Origin of the sequence: Bacillus paramycoides (assembly GCF_038971285.1) — a bacterium.
In the GTDB taxonomy this organism is placed as follows: Bacteria; Bacillota; Bacilli; order Bacillales; family Bacillaceae_G; genus Bacillus_A.
Map to the genome: position 1 here is coordinate 4456336 of NZ_CP152427.1, position 26993 is coordinate 4483328.

The 26993-nt window shown below is 35.6% G+C and carries 32 protein-coding genes and 4 pseudogenes; 14 read left to right on the forward strand and 22 right to left on the reverse strand.

The window, feature by feature from the left end; genetic code table 11:
- Positions 1-133: 133 nt before the first annotated feature.
- Positions 134-3460 carry a DNA polymerase III subunit alpha gene (gene dnaE, locus AAG068_RS23045; RefSeq protein WP_342715946.1) on the reverse strand — a complete coding sequence of 1109 codons (3327 nt, stop codon included), beginning with the start codon at positions 3458-3460 and terminating at the stop codon, positions 134-136.
- 42 nt (positions 3461-3502) lie between these two features.
- Here dnaE and AAG068_RS23050 point away from each other — a divergent pair, with 42 nt between their 5' ends.
- Positions 3503-3916, forward strand: coding sequence for a YtrH family sporulation protein (locus AAG068_RS23050; RefSeq protein WP_116746256.1), 414 nt, complete (start codon positions 3503-3505; stop codon positions 3914-3916).
- Positions 3913-4416, forward strand: a complete 504-nt coding sequence (gene ytrI / locus AAG068_RS23055; protein ID WP_001265736.1) for a sporulation membrane protein YtrI — start codon at positions 3913-3915, stop codon at positions 4414-4416. Before AAG068_RS23050 ends, ytrI begins: the two co-directional genes overlap by 4 nt.
- A 51-nt stretch (positions 4417-4467) precedes the next feature.
- Here the strand turns inward: ytrI and AAG068_RS23060 are convergent, their stop codons facing one another.
- A complete protein-coding gene (locus AAG068_RS23060; protein WP_342715947.1) occupies positions 4468-5400 on the reverse strand; it encodes a DHH family phosphoesterase in 933 nt (310 codons plus the stop codon).
- Between the two features lie 159 nt (positions 5401-5559).
- Between AAG068_RS23060 and AAG068_RS23065 the strand changes: the two genes are divergently transcribed.
- On the forward strand, positions 5560-5865 hold the full coding sequence (locus AAG068_RS23065) for a YtpI family protein (protein ID WP_098668042.1): 306 nt from the start codon (positions 5560-5562) through the stop codon (positions 5863-5865).
- Between the two features lie 8 nt (positions 5866-5873).
- Here AAG068_RS23065 and AAG068_RS23070 read toward each other — a convergent pair whose 3' ends face one another.
- The 4 genes and pseudogenes from AAG068_RS23070 to AAG068_RS23085 all read right to left on the reverse strand — a co-directional run bounded on the left by AAG068_RS23070 (position 5874) and on the right by AAG068_RS23085 (position 8206).
- A complete protein-coding gene (locus tag AAG068_RS23070) occupies positions 5874-6137 on the reverse strand; it encodes a DUF3949 domain-containing protein (protein WP_342715948.1) in 264 nt (87 codons plus the stop codon).
- An 89-nt stretch (positions 6138-6226) separates the two neighbouring features.
- Positions 6227-6394: pseudogene (locus AAG068_RS23075) on the reverse strand (phosphotransferase enzyme family protein); the annotation flags it as partial.
- A gap of 10 nt (positions 6395-6404) precedes the next feature.
- The gene (locus AAG068_RS23080; RefSeq protein ID WP_342715949.1) at positions 6405-6728 is read right to left on the reverse strand and encodes a hypothetical protein; all 324 of its coding nucleotides are present in this window, start codon (positions 6726-6728) and stop codon (positions 6405-6407) included.
- A 164-nt stretch (positions 6729-6892) separates the two neighbouring features.
- Positions 6893-8206 carry a CBS domain-containing protein gene (locus AAG068_RS23085; RefSeq protein WP_098545481.1) on the reverse strand — a complete coding sequence of 438 codons (1314 nt, stop codon included), beginning with the start codon at positions 8204-8206 and terminating at the stop codon, positions 6893-6895.
- 244 nt (positions 8207-8450) lie between these two features.
- Between AAG068_RS23085 and AAG068_RS23090 the strand changes: the two genes are divergently transcribed.
- The gene (locus tag AAG068_RS23090) at positions 8451-8612 is read left to right on the forward strand and encodes a hypothetical protein (protein WP_342715950.1); all 162 of its coding nucleotides are present in this window, start codon (positions 8451-8453) and stop codon (positions 8610-8612) included.
- A 41-nt stretch (positions 8613-8653) separates the two neighbouring features.
- Here AAG068_RS23090 and AAG068_RS23095 read toward each other — a convergent pair whose 3' ends face one another.
- Positions 8654-9337 (reverse strand): metal-dependent hydrolase, encoded by a 684-nt coding sequence (locus AAG068_RS23095; RefSeq protein ID WP_097832120.1) that lies wholly within the window; start codon positions 9335-9337, stop codon positions 8654-8656.
- Between the two features lie 149 nt (positions 9338-9486).
- Here AAG068_RS23095 and pepQ point away from each other — a divergent pair, with 149 nt between their 5' ends.
- Positions 9487-10584 carry a Xaa-Pro dipeptidase gene (gene pepQ, locus AAG068_RS23100; protein ID WP_342715951.1) on the forward strand — a complete coding sequence of 366 codons (1098 nt, stop codon included), beginning with the start codon at positions 9487-9489 and terminating at the stop codon, positions 10582-10584.
- Between the two features lie 30 nt (positions 10585-10614).
- On the opposite strand, the gene AAG068_RS23105 is transcribed toward pepQ, so the two are convergent.
- Positions 10615-10980 carry a DUF3221 domain-containing protein gene (locus AAG068_RS23105; protein WP_342715952.1) on the reverse strand — a complete coding sequence of 122 codons (366 nt, stop codon included), beginning with the start codon at positions 10978-10980 and terminating at the stop codon, positions 10615-10617.
- A gap of 162 nt (positions 10981-11142) precedes the next feature.
- On the opposite strand from AAG068_RS23105, the pseudogene AAG068_RS23110 reads away from it, so the two are divergent.
- Positions 11143-11439, forward strand: a pseudogene (locus AAG068_RS23110) (DUF2785 domain-containing protein); the annotation flags it as partial.
- Positions 11440-11453: 14 nt separating this feature from the next.
- On the opposite strand, the gene AAG068_RS23115 reads toward AAG068_RS23110, so the two are convergent.
- The 6 genes and pseudogenes from AAG068_RS23115 to AAG068_RS23140 all read right to left on the reverse strand — a co-directional run bounded on the left by AAG068_RS23115 (position 11454) and on the right by AAG068_RS23140 (position 13938).
- Positions 11454-11660 carry a hypothetical protein gene (locus tag AAG068_RS23115; RefSeq protein WP_001248905.1) on the reverse strand — a complete coding sequence of 69 codons (207 nt, stop codon included), beginning with the start codon at positions 11658-11660 and terminating at the stop codon, positions 11454-11456.
- A gap of 63 nt (positions 11661-11723) precedes the next feature.
- Positions 11724-11915, reverse strand: a pseudogene (locus tag AAG068_RS23120) (anti sigma factor C-terminal domain-containing protein); the annotation flags it as partial.
- Positions 11916-12000: 85 nt separating this feature from the next.
- Positions 12001-12345 carry a DUF6176 family protein gene (locus tag AAG068_RS23125; protein WP_078417770.1) on the reverse strand — a complete coding sequence of 115 codons (345 nt, stop codon included), beginning with the start codon at positions 12343-12345 and terminating at the stop codon, positions 12001-12003.
- Between the two features lie 2 nt (positions 12346-12347).
- On the reverse strand, positions 12348-13136 hold the full coding sequence (locus tag AAG068_RS23130) for a GNAT family N-acetyltransferase (RefSeq protein ID WP_342715953.1): 789 nt from the start codon (positions 13134-13136) through the stop codon (positions 12348-12350).
- Positions 13133-13465 carry a cupin domain-containing protein gene (locus tag AAG068_RS23135; protein ID WP_264462116.1) on the reverse strand — a complete coding sequence of 111 codons (333 nt, stop codon included), beginning with the start codon at positions 13463-13465 and terminating at the stop codon, positions 13133-13135. Before AAG068_RS23135 ends, AAG068_RS23130 begins: the two co-directional genes overlap by 4 nt.
- A gap of 44 nt (positions 13466-13509) precedes the next feature.
- Complete coding sequence (locus AAG068_RS23140; RefSeq protein ID WP_342715954.1) at positions 13510-13938, reverse strand: hypothetical protein; 429 nt, start codon at positions 13936-13938, stop codon at positions 13510-13512.
- Between the two features lie 158 nt (positions 13939-14096).
- Between AAG068_RS23140 and AAG068_RS23145 the strand changes: the two genes are divergently transcribed.
- Both AAG068_RS23145 and AAG068_RS23150 read left to right on the forward strand, forming a co-directional pair.
- Entirely contained in the window at positions 14097-14312 is a 216-nt protein-coding gene (locus AAG068_RS23145) for a helix-turn-helix transcriptional regulator (RefSeq protein WP_000594567.1), read from the forward strand.
- Positions 14309-14733, forward strand: a pseudogene (locus AAG068_RS23150) (hypothetical protein). The gene AAG068_RS23145 and the pseudogene AAG068_RS23150 overlap by 4 nt, the downstream one beginning before the upstream one ends.
- 50 nt (positions 14734-14783) lie before the next feature.
- On the opposite strand, the gene ald reads toward AAG068_RS23150, so the two are convergent.
- The gene (ald, locus tag AAG068_RS23155) at positions 14784-15917 is read right to left on the reverse strand and encodes an alanine dehydrogenase (RefSeq protein ID WP_001219405.1); all 1134 of its coding nucleotides are present in this window, start codon (positions 15915-15917) and stop codon (positions 14784-14786) included.
- A 212-nt stretch (positions 15918-16129) separates the two neighbouring features.
- A complete protein-coding gene (locus AAG068_RS23160) occupies positions 16130-16888 on the reverse strand; it encodes an SDR family oxidoreductase (RefSeq protein WP_342715955.1) in 759 nt (252 codons plus the stop codon).
- Between the two features lie 181 nt (positions 16889-17069).
- Between AAG068_RS23160 and AAG068_RS23165 the strand changes: the two genes are divergently transcribed.
- Entirely contained in the window at positions 17070-17528 is a 459-nt protein-coding gene (locus tag AAG068_RS23165; RefSeq protein ID WP_001066672.1) for a universal stress protein, read from the forward strand.
- 41 nt (positions 17529-17569) lie between these two features.
- Here AAG068_RS23165 and AAG068_RS23170 read toward each other — a convergent pair whose 3' ends face one another.
- Positions 17570-18265, reverse strand: coding sequence for a hypothetical protein (locus AAG068_RS23170; RefSeq protein ID WP_342715956.1), 696 nt, complete (start codon positions 18263-18265; stop codon positions 17570-17572).
- 95 nt (positions 18266-18360) lie between these two features.
- Between AAG068_RS23170 and AAG068_RS23175 the strand changes: the two genes are divergently transcribed.
- Complete coding sequence (locus tag AAG068_RS23175) at positions 18361-18546, forward strand: ProA domain protein (RefSeq protein WP_139365286.1); 186 nt, start codon at positions 18361-18363, stop codon at positions 18544-18546.
- A 66-nt stretch (positions 18547-18612) separates the two neighbouring features.
- Here the strand turns inward: AAG068_RS23175 and argH are convergent, their stop codons facing one another.
- Both argH and AAG068_RS23185 read right to left on the reverse strand, forming a co-directional pair.
- Positions 18613-20001, reverse strand: coding sequence for an argininosuccinate lyase (gene argH, locus AAG068_RS23180; protein WP_342715957.1), 1389 nt, complete (start codon positions 19999-20001; stop codon positions 18613-18615).
- The gene (locus tag AAG068_RS23185; protein ID WP_342715958.1) at positions 19998-21203 is read right to left on the reverse strand and encodes an argininosuccinate synthase; all 1206 of its coding nucleotides are present in this window, start codon (positions 21201-21203) and stop codon (positions 19998-20000) included. Before AAG068_RS23185 ends, argH begins: the two co-directional genes overlap by 4 nt.
- 166 nt (positions 21204-21369) lie before the next feature.
- On the opposite strand from AAG068_RS23185, the gene AAG068_RS23190 reads away from it, so the two are divergent.
- On the forward strand, positions 21370-21687 hold the full coding sequence (locus tag AAG068_RS23190; protein ID WP_063245305.1) for a hypothetical protein: 318 nt from the start codon (positions 21370-21372) through the stop codon (positions 21685-21687).
- Positions 21688-21715: 28 nt separating this feature from the next.
- Here AAG068_RS23190 and AAG068_RS23195 read toward each other — a convergent pair whose 3' ends face one another.
- A complete protein-coding gene (locus tag AAG068_RS23195) occupies positions 21716-21910 on the reverse strand; it encodes a hypothetical protein (protein ID WP_000910292.1) in 195 nt (64 codons plus the stop codon).
- A gap of 851 nt (positions 21911-22761) precedes the next feature.
- Here AAG068_RS23195 and AAG068_RS23200 point away from each other — a divergent pair.
- On the forward strand, positions 22762-23424 hold the full coding sequence (locus AAG068_RS23200; RefSeq protein ID WP_001244531.1) for a YitT family protein: 663 nt from the start codon (positions 22762-22764) through the stop codon (positions 23422-23424).
- A 31-nt stretch (positions 23425-23455) separates the two neighbouring features.
- Here the strand turns inward: AAG068_RS23200 and AAG068_RS23205 are convergent, their stop codons facing one another.
- On the reverse strand, positions 23456-24289 hold the full coding sequence (locus AAG068_RS23205) for an EcsC family protein (RefSeq protein WP_342715959.1): 834 nt from the start codon (positions 24287-24289) through the stop codon (positions 23456-23458).
- Positions 24290-24426: 137 nt separating this feature from the next.
- On the opposite strand from AAG068_RS23205, the gene AAG068_RS23210 reads away from it, so the two are divergent.
- Positions 24427-25062, forward strand: coding sequence for a DUF1796 family putative cysteine peptidase (locus AAG068_RS23210; RefSeq protein ID WP_342715960.1), 636 nt, complete (start codon positions 24427-24429; stop codon positions 25060-25062).
- A 71-nt stretch (positions 25063-25133) separates the two neighbouring features.
- Positions 25134-25568 carry an NUDIX hydrolase gene (locus AAG068_RS23215; RefSeq protein ID WP_342715961.1) on the forward strand — a complete coding sequence of 145 codons (435 nt, stop codon included), beginning with the start codon at positions 25134-25136 and terminating at the stop codon, positions 25566-25568.
- 23 nt (positions 25569-25591) lie between these two features.
- Here AAG068_RS23215 and ackA read toward each other — a convergent pair whose 3' ends face one another.
- Positions 25592-26785 carry an acetate kinase gene (ackA, locus tag AAG068_RS23220; protein ID WP_342715962.1) on the reverse strand — a complete coding sequence of 398 codons (1194 nt, stop codon included), beginning with the start codon at positions 26783-26785 and terminating at the stop codon, positions 25592-25594.
- Between the last annotated feature and the right edge of the window lie 208 nt (positions 26786-26993).

Sequence of the window (26993 nt, forward strand, 5' to 3'; positions counted from 1 at the left end):
GTGAAGTGCTTCTTCACGAAGTGTTGACAAACTATCCACTCTCCTCAAATTATTCTTGCTGATATCAATTTCTCCAAGTGGTCTGACCACGAACACTACTACTATAATAATCGAAGTATAGGGAAATTGTCCATTATATTTTCACAACTACATTTTCTTCCCCGACAATTTCACGAAGTGCTCCTAAACATTCTTCACTTGGATGGATCGATAAACTCCGAGATAATTGTACCATTTTATGTTCCTTTTCATAATAAATTAGTACTTTCGCAAAACCCGAATAGTCAAACAATATTTTAGTAACCTGATTTAACAGCTTTTTCTCATACTGAGACGGCAATTTCACGTAAACTGATGCGTCTTTCTTTTCTTCATACACATCCATTTCTTCTAACGGATATAGCCCATTTACTATCCATTGCAACTTATGATTTCTAAGCTCAATCATGCCATCAACTAAAACAATTGCTCCTTCTTGTAACCTATCTGAGAAATGTATATACGTCTCGGGGAAAAGAACTGCTTCCATTTCATCATTTTGATCACAAAATGTAATAAACGCCATCTTCTGCAACTTTTTCGTACGAATCACTCTTACACTTGTTATATACACGATAGCTCTTTGTACCTTTTTCTTATGCCGCATCGCCTGGGCGAGAGATGGAATTTCTAATTCTTTCGCTAACTTCACATACTGTGCTGTCGGATAGCTCGATAAATAAAAACCTAGTGCTTCCTTTTCTTTATTTAACTGTTCAATAAAAGAAAGCTCTTCTCCTTGTACGTATTTTGATTTTGGGACAGCATCTCCTAAATCACGTGCAAGATTTGCGTATTCTACCGCTCCTTTAAGGCTTTTCCACAAATTCGTTCTCGAAACACCAAAATCGTCAAAACATCCAGACCAGACGAATGCCTCTAAATTTCGCTCTGTCACAAATTTTGATGGCATGCGAAGGCAAAATTCAAATAAATCTTCAAACATTTTTTTCTCTCGTTCTTCGAGTAATGCTGTCACTGTAGCCATTCCGATGTTTCGAATGGAAAGTAGACTGTAACGTATCGCATCGCCTTCTATTTGGAAATTATAACCACTTTTCTGAAGAGATGGCGGCAAAACATGAAAACCTTTTCGCTTCGTTTCTCGTATATACTGCACAATCTTATCTTCATTTCCAATTGCACTCGATAATAGTGCCGTCATAAATTCCAGCGTATAATTCGCTTTTAAGTAGGCAAGCTGATATCCAATCATACTGTAGGCTACCGCGTGACTTCGGTTAAAACCGTAATTCGCAAATCTTACAATTAAATCGTAAATTTTCTCAGCAGATGTCTCGTCATAACCATTTTGTAAACAGCCTTGTACAAAATGCTTACGTTCCTGATCTAAAATATCACGATTTTTTTTACTCACTGCACGGCGTAATAAATCTGCTTCTCCAAGCGAGAATCCCGCTAACTTCGAAGCAATTTGCATAATTTGTTCTTGGTATACAATCACACCGTATGTTCTTTCTAGAATGGGCTTTAAGTCTGGATGTAAATATTCAATTTTTCTTTTTCCGTGCTTTGATTCAATAAAGGTCGGAATTTGTTCCATCGGTCCTGGTCTATATAACGAGTTAACAGCGACAATATCTTCAAATTCATTCGGTTTTAACCCGCGAAGTACATTTCGCATACCACCTGATTCAAGCTGGAATACACCTGTTGTATCCCCTCTACCTAACAATTGAAACGTCTTTTCATCTTGAAGTGGTAAATTTCTTATATCGATTTGTGTCCCCGTCTTTTTCACAATAAACTTTATAATATTTTCAAGTAACGTTAAATTACGTAATCCTAAAAAGTCCATCTTGAGCAACCCAAGCTCTTCTAATACATCAGCTGGGTATTGCGTAACATACACATCGTTATGCCCTTCTTGAATTGCAACACTTCCGGTTAACGGCTCTTGGCTCATAATAACGCCAGCTGCATGAATAGACGTATGACGCGGTAAGCCTTCTACACGCTTTGCAATTTCAAACACACGCTCATGCAGAAGGTTTCCTTGTATAAACTCACGGAGTGATTGCGATTCCTCATATGCATCTTTTAACGTTATACCGAGCTTTGATGGGATAAGTTTTGAGAATATGTCAATATCTCGCGGCGGAAGCCCCATTACACGCGCAATATCTCTAATTGCCGCTTTCGCTGCAAGCGTTCCGAACGTTACAATTTGAGCAACACGAAGCTGACCATATTTATCTTTCACATATCGAATCATCTCATCGCGTCTTATATCCGGAAAATCAATATCAATATCTGGAAGCGTCACACGTTCAGGGTTCAAAAATCTTTCAAATAATAGATCGTATTCAATTGGATCAATATCTGTAATTTCTAATACGTAAGAAACGAGTGAGCCAGCCGCGGACCCACGTCCTGGCCCTGTTAAAATATGATTTTCATGCGCATATTTCATAAAATCCCAGACGATTAGGAAATAATCACTAAACCCCATACTAGAAATAACGTTTAATTCATGATTCAAACGCTTTATATGTACTTCTTTCGGCGTACCATAACGTTTCTGCAACCCTTCTTCACAAACGCGGCGTAAATACATATCATTCGTCTCATTGGCTGGAACAGGGAATTTCGGTAATTGATTTACATGAAACGGTATTTCTACCTTGCAACGTTCTGCAATTGCTACTGTGTTATAAATCGCTTCTTCTACGTGAGAAAATAATGCTTCCATTTCATCTGATGATTTTAAATAATATTGATCTGTTTTCAGCCTCGGCCTATCTGGATCCGTCATTTTCGTTCCACTTTCAACAGATAATAAGCATTCATGAACGAGTGCGTCACTTTGATTAATGTAGCGTACATCGTTTGTTGCAACGACGGGAACATTTATCCTACTCATAAATTCAGGTAATTTTTCTTGCAGAAGCAGTTCATCTTGAATCGCATGATGCTGTAAACTCATATAAAAATTGCCAAACATGCTTTGATACATACGAGCTACTTCTTCAGCTTGACTCTCTTTGTCTTCTAATAATAATTGTTCAATTTCCCCATCTTTACCTGGTGAAATGGCAATTAATCCTTTCGCATAATGGGCAAGCCACTTTTTCGGAATACCTTCTTTTGACTTCGTCATAATGCTACTAGAAATCTTTAATAAATTTTGATACCCTATTTCATTTTCCGCAAGTAAAACAAGCGGATAAGATTTTTCTTCTTCTTCACTAAAAATAGAAGCTGTTAAGCCGATGATAGGATGTATGCCCTGTTTCTTACACGCTTTATAAAACGGAATAACGCCATACATAACATTTTCATCCGTAATAGCAAGTGATGAAAAACCAAGCTCTTTCGCCCTGACTACAAGCTCATCAATTTTACAAGCACTTTTTAATAAACTAAAAACGGTTTGACATTGTAAATGCACAAACTTCACTGTTGTACCCTCTCTTTACCTATTTGACTACTTTTATTATAGGTGAAGAGGAAAGCGGAAATCAAAACATACTTCTTATACTTTGTCCATATATATGAAGAAGAAAGGAGAATGACGATGGATGTAAGAGAACACACTTTTTTCTCTCTGCTTATTATTAGTTATTTTATTGCCTTTGGGGTTATACTTGGTGGTTCATTAATTGGTGGATTTGGTGCATTTCTTATCGGAAAACCAACTCTAACTTACATTAATCAATTCGCCCAAAATTTAAGGATTTGGGCACTCGTTGCAGCGATTGGCGGAACATTTGATACTTTTTATAGCTTTGAAAGAAGTTTCTTTGGCGGAGATATGAAAGATATCGTAAAACAAATTCTCCTTATTTTTTTCGCAACGGGTGGTATGCAAACGGGTCTTACTATTATTAAATGGCTAACGCAGGAACATGTATGAGAGTACCAAGTGCCAATACAGCAAAAAGATGGTATTTAGTTTTAGCTGGTGCTGCTGTTGGAGGCGTGTTGAGCTGGTTTATCTTTTTGTACATATACGGTGTTTTTCAAGAAGAACAAGCTAGTAAAATAGCAGAACAAAGAGAAATTATAGAAAAACAAGAAGCAAAGCTCCACGTCCTTCTCGAAGATCAAGAAAAATTGAATACTGAAAATAAACGGCTCTTAACCATTCAAGAGATTAAAATAAAACTTATAAATCGAGAAAAATACGATTTAGACAACCTTACACTTGAAAATATGACTACGTCTATCCATAATGACCTCCAACATCTTTTAACGAAAAACATTCAAAGTATAGCAAAAAATAAAGACCTACTCAAAAAGGTAATCGAAAACAAAACATACAAACATTACGATCGGCTATACCGTTTCAAAGTCGATACGATATCTTTTGATACAGTGCTTGAAATTAGCATTACGATAGAGAAAGAAAAATAAAGAAGGAGGGCTTTAGCGCCGCTCCTTCTTTTCGTTCTACTATATAATCTCTTATCTACACAGCTCACGTAAATCAGCAAAAAGACGATCCGCTTCTTCCCAAGAAGATGCTTTTGCACCTGAAGCCATCGGATGCCCCCCGCCATTATATTGCATTGCTAATTTATTTATTACTGGTCCTTTTGAGCGAAGACGAACACGAATCACATCGTCTTCCTCTAAAAATAGAACCCACGCCTTTAATCCATCAATATTACCAAGTGCTCCAACAACGCCGGATGCCTCAGAAGGAAGTACATCAAACTTTTCTAATACTTCTTTCGTTAATTTAATGTAAGCTGCTCCTTCTTCTACCATCGTAAAGTTTTGTAAAATATAACCGTTTAAACGGGCAATCTTTTCTTTCGTCTTATACATTTCGTTGTATAAATCTGTAAACTTCACATCCATATCAACAAGCTCACTTACGTAACGAAGTGTTTTCGCTGTTGTATTCGGGAATAAGAAACGACCTGTATCCCCAACAATCCCCGCTAAAATAAGACGAGCTGCTTCTTTTGTTATCTGTAACCCTTTATCTTTTCCATATGTGTAAAACTCATAAATCATTTCACTTGTAGAACTTGCTGTCGTATCTACCCACGTAATATCTCCGTATGGATCTTCATTCGGATGATGGTCAATTTTAATTAACATCTTCCCTTTTGCATAGCGTTGATCGTCAACACGTTCTTGGTTCGCAGTATCACATACGATAACAAGTGCATTTTCATATACACTATCTTCAATATCATCCATTACTCGTAAATATGCTAGTGACGGTTCATTATACCCAACCGTATAAATATTTTTCTCTGGAAACGATTCTTGTAGAATTGTACCAAGACCGCCCTGTGAACCTAACGCATCTGGATCTGGACGCACATGACGGTGAATAATAATTGTATCAAACTCTTTAATGGCTCCTAAAATTTGCTCATGCATATGTATAATCTCCTTTTTACTCATCTTCTTCACTTTATCTTTCATTATAACGGAAAGTATTTCATACATGCGAACAATTGCTTTATAATAAAAGTTAGAAAGTTTAGATATTTCCTTTTCCCCACTATTATTTTTCATAAAAAGATGGGAGTGTGCATTATGCCAGTATTAGTCTTCTGTATTATCGTCTCATTTATGTTGTATCTCTTCTACAAAACAAAATACTTTCGTACAAACCGCCCAATGGAGAAAGGTTGGCTCTCTGGAAAATCCGCAATGGCACTCGGTTCATTCGTCTTATTCTTCGGGATAAACCAATTCTTTTTAGAACTTTCAACCGCTCGTATTATCGTTGGTGTTTTATTTGTTCTATTTGGTAGTGCAAGTGTATTTAATGGATTTCGCCAATATAAACATTTCTTACCATTAGCAGTTGAAGAGGCTGAATCTTATGAAGCAACATAAAAAAAGCATCAATATTGTGATGCTTTTTTACGTCCTCTAACTCTTAAAATCATATATGCAACAAATGCAGAAGGGATATTGAATGGGTTGCCTTGCACATGAAGGTGTAATTGTTCTTCCCCAAAAGACATTTTTTCATATAGCTCTCGCTGAGATAATCCTGTTTTTTTCTTTTTTTCATGTAAACCTTGTAAGTATAAATATTGAATCGGTATCATCACAAGAAAGTAAAATAGTGCGATACTACCAAAAAAGAGTACTGTTGATGACATAATGCATACCACCTTCCAGAAATCCATTTTCTTACAATATAATCATAACATAATATACAACCTAAATGAATTACTATTCTGTCTTTTATTTATATAACTGTTTCTCCACATAACTCTTTTTCAGCATACTGAATATATCGCCGAATAAAAGCACCAGGATCTTTTCTAATAGGTTCAATATCCAGCCTTAATGGTATCTTTCCAGCCATATAAAAGATTCTTGAAGCAGTCCCAAGTCGAATGGCTGGTTCTGAAATACATACCCTTCTATTTTTTCACTTCTCTATCCGAACTCTTACGTAGCTTAAATAATACATTCAAAACCAAATAAAACAAAATAAAGTTAAAAAGAAAACCTAATGGATGAAACGAAATTTCCCATCCGCCATAATAAATGAAATTTTCTGCTGGTATACCGAAGTAAAGAAAATCGCTATTATTTCCTCCAGTTGTAGGGATAAAGGAACAAATAATAGCGAAAATCAAACTTATTACATACAATTTCTTTTTATTTGCACCCATTCTTCTATGTGTTAACACATGAAAAGTTATTGCAAATACTACCCCTAAAAAGAGAACTATTACTCCCATTCGACACCTCCACAATTATTGTTCAAGCATCTTTAAATGATTGCGTGCCCCTACTTATAAATATGAAACAGAACGTGATAGATTCAGTTGCTAACTAAATTTTAAAACTCCCTACTATAGCGTTAAAAAAAATGGAACAAACCAAAGCGGCTTGCTCCATCTTTTTATTTATCGATCAACTGCACCATAAGTAGTGCTTTTCCAACAACATTACCCTCATGATGTACTTCTACATCAACTTTACCAAATTTACGTCCAATTTCTAATACTTTCGGATGAACCGATACAACATTGTCAATTTGAACTGGTTTTACGAAATAAATTGTTAAGTTCTCAACAATTAAATCACTCTTCTTTTGCGCACGAATAACGCGATTCGTTGCTTCCGTCACAATTGTTGCGAATACACCGTAAGATAACGTTCCGATTGAATTCGTCATTTGTGGCGTCACTGAAAATTGATATAAATGTTCATTTTTCGCTTCTTTCGGCGTCATGAATTGATTCGTAACAATATCATCAATTGTTTCCCCAACTTGTGGTTGACGCTGAATCATTTGCAACGCCTGAAGTACATCTTGACGGCTGATAATACCTTGCAGTTTATTTCCTTCATCAACAACAGGAAGTAACTCAATACCTTCCCACACCATCATACGAGCCGCAGCTGCGACAGACATTTTTCCATTTACCGTAATTGGATGCTTTGTCATTACTTTATCAATTGGTGTTTCTTTCGCTACACCAATCATATCCTTAGAAGTTACAATACCTAATACCTTTTTATTTTCATCAACAATTGGATATCTTCCGTGCATCGTCTCTTCGTTATACGCATGCCATTGCTGCACTGTATCATTTGGTTTTAAATATAGTGTCTCTTCAATTGGCGTTAAAATATCTTCAACGAGTACAATTTCTTTCTTAATAAGCTGATCGTAAATCGCACGGTTAATTAACGTTGCAACTGTAAATGTATCGTAACTACTTGAAATAATCGGCAGTTTTAATTCATCTGCTAATTTCTTCACATGATCTTCCGTATCAAATCCACCCGTAATTAACACCGCAGCTCCGGCTTCTAGCGCTAATTGATGTGCGTTCGTACGGTTACCGATAATAAGTAAGTTGCCAGCTTCTGTATAGCGCATCATCGCTTCTAATTTCATTGCCCCGATTACGAATTTATTTAACGTTTTATGTAGTCCTTCTCTGCCTCCAAGTACTTGACCATCGACAATGTTAACGACTTCTGCGTATGTCAGCTTTTCAATATTCTCTTTCTTCTTTTGTTCAATTCGAATTGTTCCGACACGTTCAATCGTACTAACATATCCTTTATTTTCTGCATCTTTAATTGCACGGTAAGCTGTCCCTTCACTTACACTCAAATCTTTCGCAATTTGCCTTACAGAAATTTTATGGCCTACTGGCAGGCTATTAATATGTTCTAAAATTTGGTTATGCTTGGTAGCCAAATGGTTTCACCATACTTTCTTTTCCCTAAATTCTTCATGTGTTGTATTTTCAGTATACTATATTTTCAAAACTGTTACACTCTCTCTTTGTATATCTGTACTATTTTTTTTATAACAAAATACGCCTTACATTACCCCACTTCTACCATTACAACAATGTAATGGTATTGTCATCTCGTTCGATAGTTTGTCCAGCCGCTTCCATATACAATGAAGACAAGAAATGAAACAAAGGAGCGAATACATGATGAAAAAATTATTAGAAGTTGTAGGTGCTGTATTTTTAGCTTTCGTAGACGGGAAAAAAGTTGCAATAGAATTGAATGAAACACCTGAACAGCCACTTCCAAAAAGAAAAGAATCATCAAAACAAGTACAACCTTTAAAAGCTGTCCTACACACGTAAAAAACCCTTCACTTGTCTTTTTCAAATGAAGGGTTTCTTTTCTATAGTGTAATACTTTCTCCAGCTTCTAATACTTTCCCTGTACAATTTTGTAGCTTTTCTACAAATTGATATGGATCTTGTTCAATTACCGGGAACGTATTGTAATGCATCGGCACAACAGTTTTCGCCTGAATCCATTTTGCTGCTAAAACAGCATCTTCTGGTCCCATTGTGAAGTTATCACCAATTGGTAAAAATGCTACATCAATGTTATTTAATTCCCCAATTAATTTCATATCAGAGAATAGAGCAGTATCTCCTGCATGGTACACAGTTTTCTCTTCTGCTGTAAATAAAATACCCGCTGGCATACCTGTATATGTAATCGTCTTATTTTCTTCATCAATATAACTAGAACCGTGGAATGCTTGTGTAAACTTCACTTTTCCGAAGTCAAATTCATGCGAACCGCCAATATGCATCGGATGTGTATTTACACCCTGCCAACTTAAAAATGTCGCTAGTTCAAATGGTGCCACAACAACTGCATTATTTTTCTTCGCAAGCTCTACTGTATCTCCAACATGATCGCCATGTCCATGCGATAAAAGAATCGCATCTACTTTTACATCTTCAGCCTTTAAATCTGTTTTCGGATTTCCCGTTAAAAACGGATCAATTAAAATCACTTTTCCATTCGTTTCAATCTTTACAACTGAATGCCCATGATAAGATACTTTCATTACTACATTCCTCCCCTATTCACATTCTCACTTTTTATTCTACATGATTTTTCAATTCCCTGTCTTTTCTAACATCGATTTACTTGTCATAACGCTTTCCTACGATGTAAAGTTATATTTGTAATTAAATATCTCGGGGGTGCCAATCGATGAATGCTAGATTAGAAAATTTAATGCAATGGCTAAAAGAAAAAAACGTAGAAGCTGCGTTCTTAACTTCTACACCAAACGTCTTTTACATGACAAACTTCCACTGTGAACCACACGAAAGACTTCTTGGTATGTTTGTATTCCAAGAAAAAGAACCTATTTTAATTTGTCCTAAAATGGAAGAAGGTCAAGCACGTAACGCTGGCTGGGCACATGAAATTATTGGGTTTACCGATACTGACAGACCATGGGATATGATTGCAAAAGCAATTAAAGACCGCGGCATCAATGCAAACGCAGTTGCGATTGAAAAAGAACATTTAAACGTAGAGCGCTACGAAGAATTAACAAAACTATTCCCAAATACATCTTTCAAATCAGCTGAAGAAAAAGTTCGTGAACTTCGTTTAATTAAAGATGAAAAAGAACTTTCTATTTTACGCGAAGCAGCTAAAATGGCGGACTATGCTGTTGAAGTTGGTGTAAATGCAATTAAAGAAGATCGTAGCGAGCTAGAAGTATTAGCAATTATCGAACACGAATTAAAAACAAAAGGTATACATAAAATGTCATTTGATACGATGGTATTAGCAGGTGCAAACTCTGCTCTTCCACACGGTATTCCAGGTGCAAACAAAATGAAACGCGGCGATTTCGTACTATTTGATTTAGGCGTAATCATTGATGGTTATTGCTCTGACATTACACGTACAGTAGCATTCGGTGACATTTCTGAAGAACAAACTCGTATTTATAACACTGTACTTGCTGGACAACTACAAGCAGTTGAAGCATGTAAACCAGGTGTTACACTTGGCGCAATTGACAACGCTGCTCGTTCTGTTATCGCAGATGCAGGTTACGGCGACTTCTTCCCGCACCGCCTTGGTCACGGACTTGGAATTAGCGTACACGAATATCCAGATGTAAAAGCTGGTAACGAGTCTCCATTAAAAGAAGGTATGGTCTTCACAATCGAGCCAGGTATTTACGTACCAAACGTAGGTGGCGTTCGTATTGAAGATGATATTTATATCACAAAAGACGGATCAGAAATTTTAACGAAATTCCCGAAAGAATTACAATTTGTGAAATAATAAAAAAGGCAGCGTGATTGCTGCCTTTTTCTATTTCTCTACTATTTCAAACTTCTCTACAATCATTTTTGCTGGATAGCTTTCAAGTGTTTGAGAAGACCATACTTTTATTTTATCCCCTGTTTTTAGTTTATTATATGCATCTTTAACCTTAAAACTTAGAACTATATGTGATGGATACTCTTTATTCATTTGTTGTTCTATATAATTTTGTAACTCTACTTCCGTTTCAAACGTTTTATCACTGACGAAAAATACCGTATCATTTCTTACTATGACATATCCTTCTTCAGGTACTTTTTTTACTACTACTTGCTCTACCTGTTTTGTATTACACGCTGATAATATGATTAAAAATACACTTAAAAACATAAAGTTTTTCATATGCCTATTCATTTTTAACTCCTTACTCTAGGCTATTTCAAATTTAACACCATCTTCTCCTCATACTTATCATCCCATTTCATCACAACCTCTATCGGTTCATCTTTAGATAAAGGGGCACAACTTACACAAGATGATTTCATTTCAAGTTTTGCTCCTTTATGATTTTCTGACGTTTTTGTCCATTCTATTTACTACAAATATGAAGAAGACGAACGCCTCGTTTATCCGATTGTCGCAATGCTACAAAATGGTCTAAAGGAAGAGGTACTCCTATTAGCCCTTCATGAATTAGTAGCTCAATTACCCGTCAAAAAACAAACACTACATATTAAACCGTACGAGTTTCTATATGGAAATATAAAATCATTCTTACGTAGCTTATTTTTCAGACTACGCACACTTTCTATATGTAAAGAAACTGAATATGAAATTGAAAAATTGCTACAAGAACTTCGAAAATATTATTAAAAAAAGAAGGCCACTTAGAAAGTGCCTTCTTCTATTTCACTAATATTTAATTGAAATTTCACGATCCAAACTGAGAAAAGGTGGACAAGAAGCGCAAACGCCATACATGCTCCGCTTAAAAAAGTTAGTATAGGATGCGAATACACGTGCCCTAATCCATAGGATATCGCCACGAAAAACATTGTTATGTAAATATAAATTGCTCCATGTATTTGCCTCATATAAACCTCCTTTTCGCATAGTATACCATAAATTTTCTGATTATTCACATTAATAGACTGTAATTAATATTTCTCAACTGTTACACCTCTAACAGCAGCCTTAATATATTGTACTCCTTGTAAACTTTGTAAATCCTCTGTTTTACCTGTTACAACTACACCGTATATGGGTAGATCTTTTGGTTTAAAGTTTTTCACCTTGTTATAGTTTCCCCTAAAATTTTTTTAATATCCCCCGTTATTTTCACTTAAAGATATCTAAATACAGCTTTTCTTCAAATTTTTTTCAAAATAAAAAGCACACCTACCTTGATGTGCTTCTCTCAAAAATACTATTCTATTATTTCATCGCGTCCTTCACAACATCTTGAATCATAACAACTTCTGTTTTCATATCAACAGATGGTGCTTCTTCATCAATACACTCATACCAAAATTCCAAGTGCTTTTTATCAATTTCATGATGAGAATTTTCGACAAGAGCCCCGCCTTCTCCTTGCACAGAATACCAATATAAGTATTCTTCTCCATCTCTTATTTCCCGGAAAATTGTCTCTACATACATTTTCTCGTCGTTTAATGTCAAAAGCACTTCTTTCATATTGTCATTAAGAAGCTGCATCCATTCATCTACACGATGACTTTTACCTTGTTTCACTTTGAATCTCGTTAACTCCACATTCATTTTTATTCCCCCGTTTTCTTACGCACAAACAATCTATATTCTATTGGATTATAAAAACGTAATTTACTAGCTAAATTTTGCGAAGGAATATTGTCTACATAACAATCCCAGCACGGTATAATATCATTTTGCATGCAATGTTCAATAAATCGTATTGCAACAGCTTGTGCTAATCCTTTTCCTTGATATGCTTCATGCGTCACAATATCAATTTCAGCAAATCCATTCCCATTAAATATCGAAACACATTCAGCTACAATCATCCCATCTTGTTCTATACAAAATCCAAAACCACCGTTCAAAAACGTTTCTTTTGATCCCCAATATTCTTTATAATATTCCTCTGTAAACTCATTGCTTTGTGCTATATCTTTTCTATCAATACGCTTCACTTCATATGTATTTTTGTTACAATCTTGTTTTTTCTCTTCACAGGTTATGCTTTGAAATTTCATTCGCGGAATGTTCCGAAGTACATTACTAAAATGTTCTTCTATCATCATTTCCCACTCTTCACTCGAAGTGAACAATGTAAATCTCTTCTCTGTTTTTTCAATAGCCATTTTTAAATATGCAAATAAATCTTCGTTATAATTGTGATCATCTGTATCACCAAATAAATAATAGATACCGTTAGCTGTAATAATTAATCCTGCTGTTAACTTCTCGTTTATGAAAACTTCACCATCTATCATTTGATCACATACCGCATAAGCAAACGTCGTTGTTCTTGTAAGACTTTCTAAAATCGGAAGGATTTTTCTATACTCGGCTACAGATAATTTTTTCATAATTGCTCCACTTTAATCGTATCAGCCTCTATATTTTCAAAACAAAGATTTACCGTTCTCTTTAATGCTCTCGTTCTATGAATCGTACACGCTGGAATTAAAATAGAATCATTCGGCTTTAAAACCGCTGTTTCTCCATCTTCAAAATCAATAAGTAATTCTCCCTCTAGTACAATGAATAATTCATCCGAATTAGAATGATAGTGCCAATCATATTCACCAGTAAATACAGCGATTCGTAAGCAATGACTATTCACATTTGAAACGACGAAGTTTTTATGTTGATCTTGAATGCCCTTCGTTAATTCTAATAAATTCACAGTCTCCATATTCCGTCTCACCCTTTCATTAGTCGTTCTTCTGAAAAACTAACTTAGTCTCCACCACCCCTGCAATCTCCTCCACCATCACTTGAGCTGCTACAATCGTTGCTACTGTAGTCACCGAATCCACTTGATGAGCTTGAAGCATATGAAGATTTTTTACTCATTTTTCTTTGCGTATCTTTCTTACTTTCATGACTAGGCCATACTGTAGCAAAGAGTATAACGAATAAGGCTAATTCTATTACGACAAGTGTAAATTCTAAAATGCTCTCAATAATATTGGGAGTTATCTCAAAACTGTAAAACACCCCAAATGAATACATACACAAAATCACATACAGAGCCATACAAATATACCGAAATGTTTTCTCTATCATAATGACTATTTTTTTTGAAAGAGGTATGTTCTGTTCCTGTTTTTTCTTTATATACTTTTGTCTTTTAGCTTGCTTTTTCTTCCTTTTTTTGCTCCCCATTGAATCTCCTCTTCCGTCTTCCTTTTTCATTTAATTCCAAATTATCACAAAAAATAACATTTTAACAAGCTATATTTCACGTAAAGTTTTATTTACTCATTACCTAAAAATGGATAAAAATAAATGTAACAAATTTACAAAAAGGAGACTTTGTATATTTGATTAAAAATAAGGTGAAACAATTCCGCGTCGTTAGAGACATCACCCAAGAACAATTAGCTTCCTCTGTTCAAATTACTAGACAATCCCTCATCGCTATCGAGAAGAATAAATACAACCCAAGTTTAGAATTAGCATTAAAATTATGTGAGTTTTTCAACTGTAAAGTAGAAGATTTATTTCAATTAGATAAAACTGGGGAGGAAAAAGAATGAAAAACACTTTTAATCAAAAGTTCATTTCACATCTTACCATTTTATTGTTAGGTTCAACTTTTCTTTATTTCAATAGTAATGATGAAGAAAAAATTAGTTCTATCCTTCTATTCGCTGGCATATTTATACTCTTAGACTCGATACTATTCGTAGTGAAACAAATATTCTTTAAGAAAAAAAGAAAGATCCCGAAAAATACCCATTACCTGAGATGGATGAAAGAATCGAGAAGATGAGTTTAAAACTTATGGCGCAAATTTTCGGTCTCTCCCATTTAATCGGTTCTGTGATACTATTTATTTTATATATCACTGACAAAAATTCGATGATACGAGTTGAATATGCCTTGTATTACTTATTCGGCATTCTTTTCTTTACAATGATGTTCGGATTGAAAATTGTAAAGAAACTAGACAATTAATCCAAGCAAAAGCCCCTCCTTACAAAAGGAGGGGCTTACATGTATTTCTATTATGATAAAGCAGGAGCTTTTTCAAGAAGCTCTTTCGCATCAGCGTATTGTAAGCCGTGCGCTTCTGCAACTGCTTCGAATGTTACATATCCGTCTAATGTGTTAATACCTTTAAGTAATGCAGTGTTACCTAAGCAAGCATCTTTGTAGCCTTTGTTCGCAATTTGTACTGCATATGGTACTGTTACGTTTGTTAATGCAAGAGTTGATGTACGTGGAACCGCACCTGGCATATTAGCAACTGCATAATGAACAACGCCATGTTTTTCGTAAGTTGGGTTGTCATGAGTTGTAATACGATCAGTTGTTTCGAAAATACCACCTTGGTCAATCGCGATATCTACAACGACAGAACCTGGTTCCATTGATTGAATCATTTCTTCTGTTACAAGTTTTGGCGCTTTTGCACCTGGAATTAATACCGCACCAATTACAAGGTCAGATTCTTTTACAGCTTCTGCAATGTTGTATGGATTAGACATTAACGTTTTTACTTGGTTACCGAAAATATCATCTAGTTGACGAAGACGCTCTGCACTTAAGTCGATGATTGTTACATCTGCACCTAAACCTACTGCGATCTTCGCTGCGTTTGTACCAGCTTGACCACCGCCGATAATTGTTACTTTGCCGCGTTTTACCCCTGGAACGCCTGCAAGTAAAATACCTTTACCACCTTTGTTTTTCTCAAGGAATTGTGCACCGATTTGTGCAGACATACGACCAGCTACTTCACTCATAGGTGCAAGTAATGGTAGTGAACGATTGTCTAATTGTACTGTTTCGTATGCAATTGATACAACTTTGTTATCAATTAATGCTTTCGTTAATTCTGGTTCTGGAGCTAAGTGTAAGTATGTGAATAAAATTAAACCTTCACGGAAATAGCCGTATTCACTTGCAACTGGCTCTTTTACCTTCATAACCATATCTTGATTCCATGCTTCTTCAGCAGTTTCAACAAGCTTTGCACCAGCTTGTACGTATTCTTCATCTGTAAAGCCAGACCCTAAACCTGCTCCTTTTTGAACAAAAACTTCATGACCATTTTGTACTAAATGTACCGCTCCCGCTGGCGTCATTGCCACGCGGTTTTCATTATTTTTAATTTCTGTTGGAATACCGATACGCATTATTAGTTCCCCCTTGAGTTATGAAATGACCCCTGAATCATTTTTTAAAGCGCTTTCTACGCTCTTATATTCTAACATAATATCTCAATATTTGACAAAAATAATACAAGTTTTCCGATAGATTTAATCTTACATGAAAGGACAGCATTATCCGCACCTCTTTGCATACAGGATAAACTGTCCAATTATTCGAAACTTCACTTTATTTTGCTCTATCGATGTCTATGAATAACATCTACTGCACCAGTTACTTCAATAATTGTGCCAGTAATCATATCGGAATCGTCTTCACATAAAAATGAAATCGTTCTTGCGATATCTTCACCTGTTCCAGATCTACCAATTGGTGTGTTACGTTCTTTCAACTGACGTGCTTCTTGAATTGTCGCTTCTTTCATATCACCAATAATATCACCAGGACATACCATATTTGCAGTAATACCATATTCAGCTTCTTCATAAGCAACTGTTTTCGTTAATGAAACAAGTCCTACTTTCGCTGCTGCAAAAGCTGAACGATAAATCCATCCCGGTGCACTATCTGCCCCTTGGAATCCATAATTAATAATACGGCCAAAGTTCTGTTTTCTCATAATCGGAACGACAAGTTTCAACAAATGAAATACCGCTGTTAAATTACCCTGAATCATTTCATTCCATTCGTCTTCTTCATAATCGACTAACTTTTTTCGTTCAAATACATATGGACCAGCATTATTAATTAAAAAGTCAATTTTGCCAAAACGGCCTATCGCTTCTTCTACTATTTTATGTAAATCTTCTTTTTTCGTGACATCCGCTTGCACGAATTGTAGACGCTCTTCCATATTTTTATATGTTTCTTTCATCTTTTCCATAGCCGTTATATCGCTATGATATGTTACTGTTACTGAATAGCCTTTAGCCAATAACTTTTCTGTTACTTGCTTTCCTAAACCTTTCGTACCGGCTGTAATGAGCGCGTGTCTCACAAACATGCCCTCCTTTTAAATTGCTATAGTTCATATGTAACAAGTTCTTTCACCAATTACAACTAAAATGAATTGAAACAGAGTTTTCAAAATTCTGTAACGTTTCTGGCAAGCACATTACCAAAATTTGTTTTATAATAAAGTTGTAAAAGGTAATAAAAATGATTGGGAGGAATTTTCTATGAATAATACATATACAAATATTTTAATCGCGGTGGATGGTTCTAAAGAAGCAGAAAAAGCCTTTAAAAAAGCAATTCAAGTCGCAAAACGCAACAATGCAACATTAACAATTGCTCATATCGTTGATGTGAAAGCATACTCAGCAGTAGAAGCTTATAGCCGTGCAATTGCTGAACGTGCAAATCTATTTGCAGAAGACTTATTAGAAGACTACAAAAAAACTGCGCTTGAAGCTGGCCTTGAAAAAATTGAGACTGTATTAGAATTTGGTAATCCTAAATCTAAAATTTCAAAAGAAATCGCTCCAAATCATAAAGTAGATTTAATTATGTGTGGTGCAACTGGTTTAAATGCTGTTGAACGTTTCCTAATTGGTAGCGTCTCTGAACATATTATTCGCTATGCGAAATGCGATGTCCTTGTTGTTCGTGGTGATGAGGAGCAAGGTGATCTTTAATTTATAAATAAAACACCAAGTCTACATGGGCTTGGTGTTTTTTATTTTACATATTTTACTATAAACACAAGACAAGCCACAATAACAACAGTAATTGCTAATACATAAGGCGGAAGAAATTTTAAAGACCATAATGCTATCATAATCGTCGCTACCGTTAAATAAGATTGCTTTGCATCTTCTGTCATTTTTTTACGAAGACAGAATACATACAAATAACCGATTGGCGGCGTAATAAAGCAAAGAACATATATAATTTTAGATCTTAAATACCATTTTTGTTCTCCAAGTTTTTGTATATCTTCTTCTATTCTCTTATACTCTTGTTCTCTCGCTTCTTCTACAAGTGGACCTTCCTCTTCTCCTCGCTTTTCTTTCATATAAGGAAGCAAGTGCATGAAAAAATAATATGCAAATACGAACGCTCCAAATCCAATATTTAATCTTTCTAACGGAATATGCTCACTAAAAAAGACAGCAGTAAGCACTAAAGACAAACAGTAAGTCATCATCCAAAAGGAACGTTTTCTCTTTTTTCGTTCCATTTCTTTTTTATCTTGTACATGTTTTCTTTTCGAAAGCCATATTGAAATACAGCAATCTACTATAAATAGAATAAAGATAAATATCCCAACGTGTACTGTTTCTACATCCTTAAATGAAAATACGCTTGGGAATGCAACATGTAATACAACTAACGTATACAAAATTACTCCTATAAAATAAATACGCCTCATTTTCCATTCCTTTCTTATTTCCTAACATTACATTAACATACATTTTTTAGAAATAGACGGACAAAATATATATGTTTAAAAAAGGAGGATGCTATATGGATGATTCTGAACGTATTATTTTAGATGTGAATGGAAAAGAAATTGAAATGTTAGATACAATTCGTACACATTTCAAAGAGAAACATGGTGTAGAACTAAGTAATGGTGCATTACTACGAGATTTAATGGATATTGAATATATTCGAATTACGGAAGATCGACATAAGTATGATTCATTTTAAGCTGTAAAAATCACAAAGAAGGTACGCTTTCCTCTACTAAGGTTAGCGTACCTTCTTTCCTATCAATCAACTTCCAACAAACTCTCCAACTAATCCCTTCGCCTTCTCCAAAGCTTTTTCAATCTGTTCAAACCCAGTTCCTCCAGCACTATTACGGCGCTTTACAGCGGCATATGGTGAAAGAACTTCATACAAATCTTCTTCAAATAACAAGCTCATTTCTTTATACGTTTCAAGTGGTACATCTACTAAATAAATTCCTTTTTGTGTGCAGTGTAGCACTAGCTTCCCAACAATTTCATGAGCTTGACGGAACGGTAGTCCTTTGCTTGCTAAGTAGTCAGCAATTTCTGTTGCGTTAGAGAAATCTTGCGTCACAGCTTGCCCCATCTTTTCTTTATTTACAGTCATCGTTTCTAGCATGCCTGCCATAATATGAAGGCAACCTTCTACTGTTTTTACTGTATCAAACATTCCTTCTTTATCTTCTTGCAAGTCTTTATTGTATGCAAGCGGTAATCCTTTCATGACTGTAAGTAAACTAAATAAATTACCGTACACTCTGCCTGTTTTACCGCGGATTAGTTCCGCCATATCTGGATTTTTCTTTTGCGGCATAATGCTGCTTCCCGTTGCGTATTGATCGCTCATTTCAATAAACTGAAACTCTTGGCTACTCCATAAAATAAGTTCTTCGCAAAAGCGTGATAAGTGCATCATGAGCATAGATGAGTTACTTAGGAATTCCAGTATGAAATCACGATCGCTTACTGCATCTAAACTATTTTCATAGATTCCATTAAATCCAAGTAGTTCCGCACTATATTCTCGATCAATCGGGAATGTTGTCCCAGCTAACGCTCCTGCTCCTAATGGTGAAATGTTAATGCGCTTTAACGAATCTTCATAACGATTCACATCACGCTCTAACATCCAAAAGTAAGCGAGAATATGATGTGCAAATGAAATTGGCTGCGCACGCTGCAAATGCGTATAACCAGGCATAATTGTTTCAATATTATTTTCTGCTTGATGAACAAGAACAGTTTGCAATTGTTTTGTAGCTTTTATAATATGTTCTACTTTTTCTTTCAAATATAAATGCATATCAGTCGCTACTTGATCGTTACGGCTTCGGCCAGTATGAAGTTTCCCGCCTATTTCACCGATTTTTTCAATTAACATCTTTTCGATATTTAAATGAATGTCTTCCGCTTCAACTGAAAAATGCAATTTATCTTGTTTCGCTTCTTCTAATAAATATTGAAGACCTATCTTTATTTTCTCGGCTTCTTCTTTCGTAACGATGCCTTGCTTTGCTAGCATCGTTACGTGGGCAATACTCCCATTTATATCTTGATTTACTAATTGTTGATCAAAGGAGATAGACGCTCCGAACTCTTCAACCCATGCTTCCGCTTCTTCTGTAAAACGTCCGCCCCAAAGTTTGCTCACGCTTCCACCTTCTTTTGATTTACTTGGCTGTATACTTTCGTTGGTAAACCGAATAATGAAATGAATCCAACTGCTGCATCATGATTAAACTCGTCCTGGGCAGTATATGTTGCTAGTTTTTCATCGTATAAAGAGTACTCAGATTTACGTCCTTCTACAATCGCATGGCCTTTAAATAATTTCACACGCACTGTACCTGTTATATTCTTTTGCGTTTCTTGTAAGAAAGCGTTAAGCGCTTGTTTTAAAGGCGAGAACCATAAGCCGTTATAAATAAGTTCTGTTATTTTCTGCTCAATCATCGGTTTAAAATGCGCTACTTCTTTTACGAGTGTTAAATCTTCCAGTTCCTTATGAGCCGTAATTAATGTCATTGCAGCTGGGCATTCGTATACTTCACGTGATTTAATACCGACAAGACGATTTTCGACGTGATCGATACGTCCAACGCCATGTTTTCCAGCAAGTGCATTTAACGTTTTAATAAGTTCTGAAAGTGGATAGGCAGTACCATTTAAAGTAGTCGGTACGCCTGCTTCAAAACCGATTTCTACAAACTCGGGTTTATTCGGTGTATCTTCTAATGCCAATGTCATCTCATATGCATCTTCTGGCGGCGCTGCCCATGGATCTTCTAAAATGCCACATTCATTGCTGCGTCCCCATAAGTTTTGATCGATTGAAAATGGGCTATCTAAATTAACCGGAATTGGTACATTGTTTTCTTTTGCATATGCAATTTCTTCTTCACGTGACCATTTCCATTCACGTACAGGCGCAATCACTTCTAAGTAAGGATTTAACGCTTGAATAGAAACTTCAAAACGAACTTGATCATTCCCTTTCCCTGTACATCCATGTGCAACTGCAGTCGCTCCTTCTTGTTCTGCAATCTCTACTAATTTCTTCGCGATAAGCGGACGTGATAACGCTGAAACGAGAGGGTATTTCCCTTCGTATAACGTGTGCGCTTGCATCGCCATTAATGCATATTCATTTGCAAATTCTTCTTGAACATCAATCATATATGATTTAATTGCACCTACTGAAAGTGCCTTTTCTTTTACAAATGCTAAGTCTTTACCTTCCCCTAAGTCTAAACAAAGCGCGATAATATCATAATTCTTCTCTTGTAACCATTTAATTGCAACGGAAGTATCAAGACCCCCAGAATATGCTAATACAACTTTCTTCTTCTCCATTTTGCATCCCCCTAAAGAATAAATATTCATTTTCTTTTATAATAATTCACACTTTAACACCTTTTACAAAATGTATCAAGAGTCATTTTCAAATTTTTTCAACCAATTTCGTCGAACTTCTTTCTGTTTTTTTGTACAATATAAGCAGGAAAACGGGGGTGAACTTATGGAAAAGTATTTCTTATACGATGATCATCTAGGAATTGAAATTCCGCATTTACAAGAAGATTGGGAAGATATCCCCGAAAAAATGCAGCATGCTATTTTATTGAAATGGGAACAAGTTCGCGGAAAGATTCCAGATCGAATAAAAGAACTCGAGCACTCTATTAATGCAAAACAGCATCATTTAAATAACGAAGAAGACTTCGAAATTTCTTGCAAACTGAATTCAGAAATTGCCGATCTTGCTTCCATCATTAATGATCTTTGGCTTTGGTATCGACTCACTCAAAATGTATCTGAGGGAAAAGCACACCAATAAAAAAAGCATGCCCCTCAATTACTTTGGGTCATGCTTTTTTGTCGTAACACGATTTACAATATATTTCTTGCGCTGTTTTCGCCAAGCACACATCAAACGGGCCAACTAATATACTTCTTTCTTTCGGCAACTTTACAAAAGCGACGAGCTCTTCTTCATATTGAATCTTTTTCTGACATGAAACACATGTTAATTCTTTTCTTTTAAACATGTCTTTTAGCATATTCTCACTTCCCCTTTCATCCATCTATATTAATATACTCTCATAATAGTTAAGACTTGTAAAAAAATGACACATTCCAAAGTGAACGATTCATATACTATGTACAAAAGGAGGTTCAAACTTATGCATGCTTTCGTTATTATCGCTTTAACTTTTTTAAGTGTAATTAGCTGGGATGCGTTCTTTAAAGATAAAAGTGATGATAAGAATACAACTGAATAAAAACTCTTCTTTTCTTACTTATTGGACAAACTAAAAAACTGTCCAATTCTGCAAAATAACTTAGGCTTTTCTACAAAAATATTTAAACATAACAATTTTTGTAGATTTCCTCCGTTTATTGTCGGTTTCCATCCGCATACATTTTTTGAAAGTATGATATAATAATATAAATCTTGAAGGAAGGGATTTTGATATCATGATCGCTCGAAGGAGCATGTGGCATCGTATTGACGAATCATACACGTAGCGTATTTTTCAGCTCAGATACTTTAGTCTAGCGAAAAAAATACGAGAGTGGGGAAATTATGATTGCCCGAAGGATAATTTGGCAAAAAAAAGACTCTTCTTACACATAGCGTTTTGTTTAGGGCTTAATTGTTACTAGCTAAACAAAACAAAGAAGAGCAGGATTGCTAAATGAAGAATCCTACTCCACGTTTTGTTTAGTCGTTTTAAGACTTAAACTAAAACGAAAGTAGGGAGAATTGATGGACGAGAGGATTATTCGTTATTTCTTCAGCGACATATAGCGTAGTTAGTTTTTTTCGTAAACTAACTGAAGCTACATGTGAGCTCGTAGTTAGTTTACAACACAAAAGGACTACTAACTACGGAAAGAAGGAATAACGATGAGGAACATCCAAAGTCGACAAATTATTAAAGAAGTTTTTATGGTTTTAATCGGTTCATTTATTTTAGCAGCAGCGCTATATCACATTCACTTCCAAAACCACTTAACAGAAGGTGGCTTTGTAGGTATCGCACTATTCATCCAAAATTTTTATGATATTTCACCATCTATTTCAACTGTAATGATGGATATCCCAATTATTCTACTATGTGCTTCATTGTTAGGTAGAAAAATGGTTGGCTATTCATTCTTAGGTTCAATTTCATTCGGAGTATTTTATTCTCTTATGGAAAATTATTCTCCATTTACGGTCGATTTATCAAACAATTTATTTATTGCTGCAGTAGTTGGCGGTGCGTTAGCTGGTATTGGACTCGGTTTTATATTGCGATTTGGCGGTGCAACCGGTGGAGACGATATTTTAACAATTGTATTAAGTAAAAAAACACGTTTTACAATTGGGCAAATTTTCTTCGTCTTTGACGCGATTGTTCTTGCGCTTTCATTATATTATTTAAATTGGACAGAAATTGCTTTTACTATTCTTTCGATTGCCGTACAGGCAAAAACATTGGATTTAATTTATTATCCAAAAACAGAAAAAGCAGAAGAAAAGCAACCAGTATCTATTCCAATGTCCAAAAAGCATGCAACAAATTAAAAAAGCGAAAGGCTTCGGCCTCTCGCTTTTTTTACGCTCTTTTTTCCTTCTCGACTATGTGGCGCACTTGATAAAATCTATTTGCAAATTCAGTAACGTTTCTTGTTAAACGGTAATTCACTGTAGACCCGATTGCCATTCCAATTACCGGAATACCTTGGAATAATTTACGACGAAGAGCATAAATCGAAAATGTTTTCAAAATTTGTTTTAAAATAATTTCAGTAGAAGCTGGTTGTAATACCGCTTCGTCTCCTTCGTAGAAGAACGAATCCTCTTGCTCTAGCTCTTGCAGTAAATTGTACCACGCGTATTGCTGAAGTCTTCCTGGTAGTAAGGACGCATGAAAGACCTTTAATGCGAGCATCATTTCATAAGGCTTGTTCACATCATGCCCAAATGATGTTGCAATAAGTTGGACAGCCTTCACATTTAACGCAATCATAACCGGAAAATCAGCTGTTAGTAATAATAAACCTCCAGCACCCGTTGCTCCGCCTTGTACGAATGAATATAAGCGATGTCGTGCTGTTTGCTGCTCTGCTATGTATGTTAATTGATCAATAGATAATGCTTTTAAATCCTCTAGTTGCTCAATCGATTCATCAAATAATCTCGACGTTCCCAAAATACGATTACGCGCCTCTAACTGCGATTGTGAACTTTGAATCAATGCATGCAAATGAAAGAGCCATCCATCTGCTTTCGTAAAGAAATCTTTTCGTTTTTTCTCAGGTAATTTCGCAATTGTACTATGCACCCATTTATCAAACACTTTTTGAAAATCAGTCGCTTCTTGCTCAACTAATTGCAATTCCCATTCTTTTATATTGTCTAAAATGGCTTGTTCTCGCTTCGATCGCATCGTAACAACCACCTCGTTTGATTTTTTTCTATTGTAACATATTTCTGCTTATTCTTTGCAAATATGCTTGTCTATCTTTATTCACACACCATTTTTTCATGACATAAAATATTAGCAAAAAGGATGAGATGAATCAGATGAATCTATCCAATATAAAAAAAGAATATAACGCAGTATTCAGCTTAGGACAAAACTGCTGGCCTGCTTGGGCATTATATCAATTCGAATTATCACCATTTTTTGGTGTTATCGATTTTATGCTAAGCCCTTCATTAGAAAAAGTGAATGTATTATTACAAAATCGATTTGACCGTTTTTTACAGTTCGAAAACTTATCCTTCATCTCATTTTGGGATGATGGTGCGAAATTAAGACTCCGTGACAACCTATATGAAATTGACTCTTGCCACGACTTTAAAACAGATGTAAACACACCAACTTCTTGGCCTTCTTATATAGAAATTAAGTTAAACTATGAGCATCGAATTAATCGTTTTCTAACTACAATTGACACAGCACAATCCATATTGTTTATTCGAACTGGAGGAACATACGAAGAAGCACGCTCCTTGGAACACATTTTATCTCAAATCGTTACACATACATTCTCCGTCCTATTATTAATCCCTGAAGATGTACCAACTATCATCCAAGAAGATTGGGGATTACAAAATATTTGTGTTATAAAATGCCCTATTATGGATGTATTTCAGTACAATGAAGCATTTTGGAGCAACTTATTTGATGGGATTACGATTAGACCACATTCTTAAATACATGACACTTTTTATTACAAAACACATTATAATCATCCTTATATAGAATAAATAAGGAGTGGTTGTATATGTATCCACGTGCAAAAGCTTTTGGCATTGCTATACATCACGGTCGCCTTCTCGTACAAGAATATCGTACAGCAGATGAAACATATTACAGACCTGTCGGCGGTTCAATTGAACTTGGTGAAAAATCAGCACATACAATTATTCGTGAATATAAAGAAGAGCTTCATACAGAAGTGGAAATCATCAATTATTTAGGTTGTTTAGAAAATATCTTTCATCTTGACGGAGAAATTGGTCATGAAATCATCCAACTATATTCTCTACGCTTATTAGACACATCACTATATGAAATGAAAAAAATGAATATACAAGATGAGCAAACAGTATCGTATGCAAAATGGATTCCCATTACTGCATTCATTCAGGAGAAGAAAGTACTATACCCAGATGGAATTTTAAACTATATCCAAAAGAAAAAAGACGAAATCCTATAGGATCTCGTCTTTCTTTTCATATATTAACCAATGTTTCCAAGACGTAGTACGTCACGAGCGATCATAACTTCTTCGTCAGTTGGAATTACGATAATTTTTACTGGAGAGTGTGGGAAGCTGATGAATGCTTCTTCACCAAATACGTTATTACGTTTTACGTCGAAGTATACGCCCATGTACTCAAGGCCTTCTAATACGCGCTCACGAATAATTGCACTGTTTTCACCTACACCAGCTGTGAAGATGATTGCGTCTACACCTTTCATACGAGCAGTGTAAGAACCGATGTATTTGTGGATACGGCTTACGAATACATCAAGTGCTACTTTCGCACGGTGATCGCCTTCTTCTTCTTTCGCAATGATGTCACGTAGGTCACTAGAGTAACCAGTAAGACCTAACATACCACTCTTCTTGTTTAATACGTTAACTACTTCTTCTACTGTTTGGCCTGTTTTTTCCATGATGTATGGAATTAACGCAGGGTCAATGTTACCAGAACGTGTACCCATTGTTACACCAGCAAGTGGAGTGAAGCCCATAGAAGTATCGATAGATTTACCGCCTTCTACTGCTGCGATACTTGCACCGTTACCTAAGTGACAAGAAAGTAAGCTTAAGCTTTCAAGTGGACGACCTAATAGCTCAGCCGCACGCTCAGTTACATATTTATGAGAAGTTCCGTGGAAACCGTATTTACGGATGCCGAACTTTTCATAGTACTCATATGGTAAGCTGTATAGGAATGCAGATTCCGGCATTGTTTGGTGGAATGCTGTATCGAATACCGCTACTGCTGGTACGTTTGGTAATACTTCTTGGAATGCTTTAATACCAACAACGTTTGCTGGGTTATGAAGTGGTGCTAAATCGCTTAATTCTTCGATATCAGCTAATACTTCATCAGTAATTAAAACAGAGTCAGCAAATTTTTCGCCGCCGTGAACAACACGGTGACCGATACCGCCAATCTCATCTAGAGATTTAACGATTCCGTTTTCAGTTAATTTGTTAAGAAGCATATTAACTGCTACTGCGTGATCTGGAATGTTTGTAACTTCTTTTTGTTTTTCGCCATCTACAGTAATAGTGAAGATACTATCTTCTAAACCGATACGTTCTACTAAACCTTTTGTTAATACTGTTTCACTTGGCATTTCAAATAATTGGAATTTTAAGGAAGAGCTTCCTGCGTTAATCGCGATGATTTTTGACATCTAGTCTTTCGCCCCTTTTTCTCTTGGTAGTTGTGTGGATGTTTCCACAAACCGCTCGATTTTATCTGATCAAATTCACTAAATATGAAAACGTTTCATTCTTAGCAAATTTTATACTCACGATTTTAATTTAAACATCGTACGACATATATTTCAAGTGAAAAAATTGTAACACCAAGAAAAAATATATATTACAGATTTCAAAAAA

Bases quoted from the DNA above. Each gene is read 5' to 3' on its own strand.
- ytrI (WP_001265736.1), top strand. From the start codon at position 3,913: ATGAGAGTACCAAGTGCCAATACAGCAAAAAGATGGTATTTAGTTTTA.
- AAG068_RS23060 (WP_342715947.1), bottom strand. From the start codon at position 5,400: ATGCATGAGCAAATTTTAGGAGCCATTAAAGAGTTTGATACAATTATT.
- AAG068_RS23065 (WP_098668042.1), top strand. From the start codon at position 5,560: ATGCCAGTATTAGTCTTCTGTATTATCGTCTCATTTATGTTGTATCTC.
- AAG068_RS23070 (WP_342715948.1), bottom strand. From the start codon at position 6,137: ATGTCATCAACAGTACTCTTTTTTGGTAGTATCGCACTATTTTACTTT.
- AAG068_RS23080 (WP_342715949.1), bottom strand. From the start codon at position 6,728: ATGGGAGTAATAGTTCTCTTTTTAGGGGTAGTATTTGCAATAACTTTT.
- AAG068_RS23090 (WP_342715950.1), top strand. From the start codon at position 8,451: ATGATGAAAAAATTATTAGAAGTTGTAGGTGCTGTATTTTTAGCTTTC.
- AAG068_RS23095 (WP_097832120.1), bottom strand. From the start codon at position 9,337: ATGAAAGTATCTTATCATGGGCATTCAGTTGTAAAGATTGAAACGAAT.
- pepQ (WP_342715951.1), top strand. From the start codon at position 9,487: ATGAATGCTAGATTAGAAAATTTAATGCAATGGCTAAAAGAAAAAAAC.
- AAG068_RS23105 (WP_342715952.1), bottom strand. From the start codon at position 10,980: ATGAATAGGCATATGAAAAACTTTATGTTTTTAAGTGTATTTTTAATC.
- AAG068_RS23115 (WP_001248905.1), bottom strand. From the start codon at position 11,660: ATGAGGCAAATACATGGAGCAATTTATATTTACATAACAATGTTTTTC.
- AAG068_RS23125 (WP_078417770.1), bottom strand. From the start codon at position 12,345: ATGAATGTGGAGTTAACGAGATTCAAAGTGAAACAAGGTAAAAGTCAT.
- AAG068_RS23130 (WP_342715953.1), bottom strand. From the start codon at position 13,136: ATGAAAAAATTATCTGTAGCCGAGTATAGAAAAATCCTTCCGATTTTA.
- AAG068_RS23135 (WP_264462116.1), bottom strand. From the start codon at position 13,465: ATGGAGACTGTGAATTTATTAGAATTAACGAAGGGCATTCAAGATCAA.
- AAG068_RS23140 (WP_342715954.1), bottom strand. From the start codon at position 13,938: ATGGGGAGCAAAAAAAGGAAGAAAAAGCAAGCTAAAAGACAAAAGTAT.
- ald (WP_001219405.1), bottom strand. From the start codon at position 15,917: ATGCGTATCGGTATTCCAACAGAAATTAAAAATAATGAAAACCGCGTG.
- AAG068_RS23165 (WP_001066672.1), top strand. From the start codon at position 17,070: ATGAATAATACATATACAAATATTTTAATCGCGGTGGATGGTTCTAAA.
- AAG068_RS23170 (WP_342715956.1), bottom strand. From the start codon at position 18,265: ATGAGGCGTATTTATTTTATAGGAGTAATTTTGTATACGTTAGTTGTA.
- AAG068_RS23175 (WP_139365286.1), top strand. From the start codon at position 18,361: ATGGATGATTCTGAACGTATTATTTTAGATGTGAATGGAAAAGAAATT.
- AAG068_RS23185 (WP_342715958.1), bottom strand. From the start codon at position 21,203: ATGGAGAAGAAGAAAGTTGTATTAGCATATTCTGGGGGTCTTGATACT.
- AAG068_RS23190 (WP_063245305.1), top strand. From the start codon at position 21,370: ATGGAAAAGTATTTCTTATACGATGATCATCTAGGAATTGAAATTCCG.
- AAG068_RS23195 (WP_000910292.1), bottom strand. From the start codon at position 21,910: ATGCTAAAAGACATGTTTAAAAGAAAAGAATTAACATGTGTTTCATGT.
- AAG068_RS23200 (WP_001244531.1), top strand. From the start codon at position 22,762: ATGAGGAACATCCAAAGTCGACAAATTATTAAAGAAGTTTTTATGGTT.
- AAG068_RS23205 (WP_342715959.1), bottom strand. From the start codon at position 24,289: ATGCGATCGAAGCGAGAACAAGCCATTTTAGACAATATAAAAGAATGG.
- AAG068_RS23210 (WP_342715960.1), top strand. From the start codon at position 24,427: ATGAATCTATCCAATATAAAAAAAGAATATAACGCAGTATTCAGCTTA.
- AAG068_RS23215 (WP_342715961.1), top strand. From the start codon at position 25,134: ATGTATCCACGTGCAAAAGCTTTTGGCATTGCTATACATCACGGTCGC.
- ackA (WP_342715962.1), bottom strand. From the start codon at position 26,785: ATGTCAAAAATCATCGCGATTAACGCAGGAAGCTCTTCCTTAAAATTC.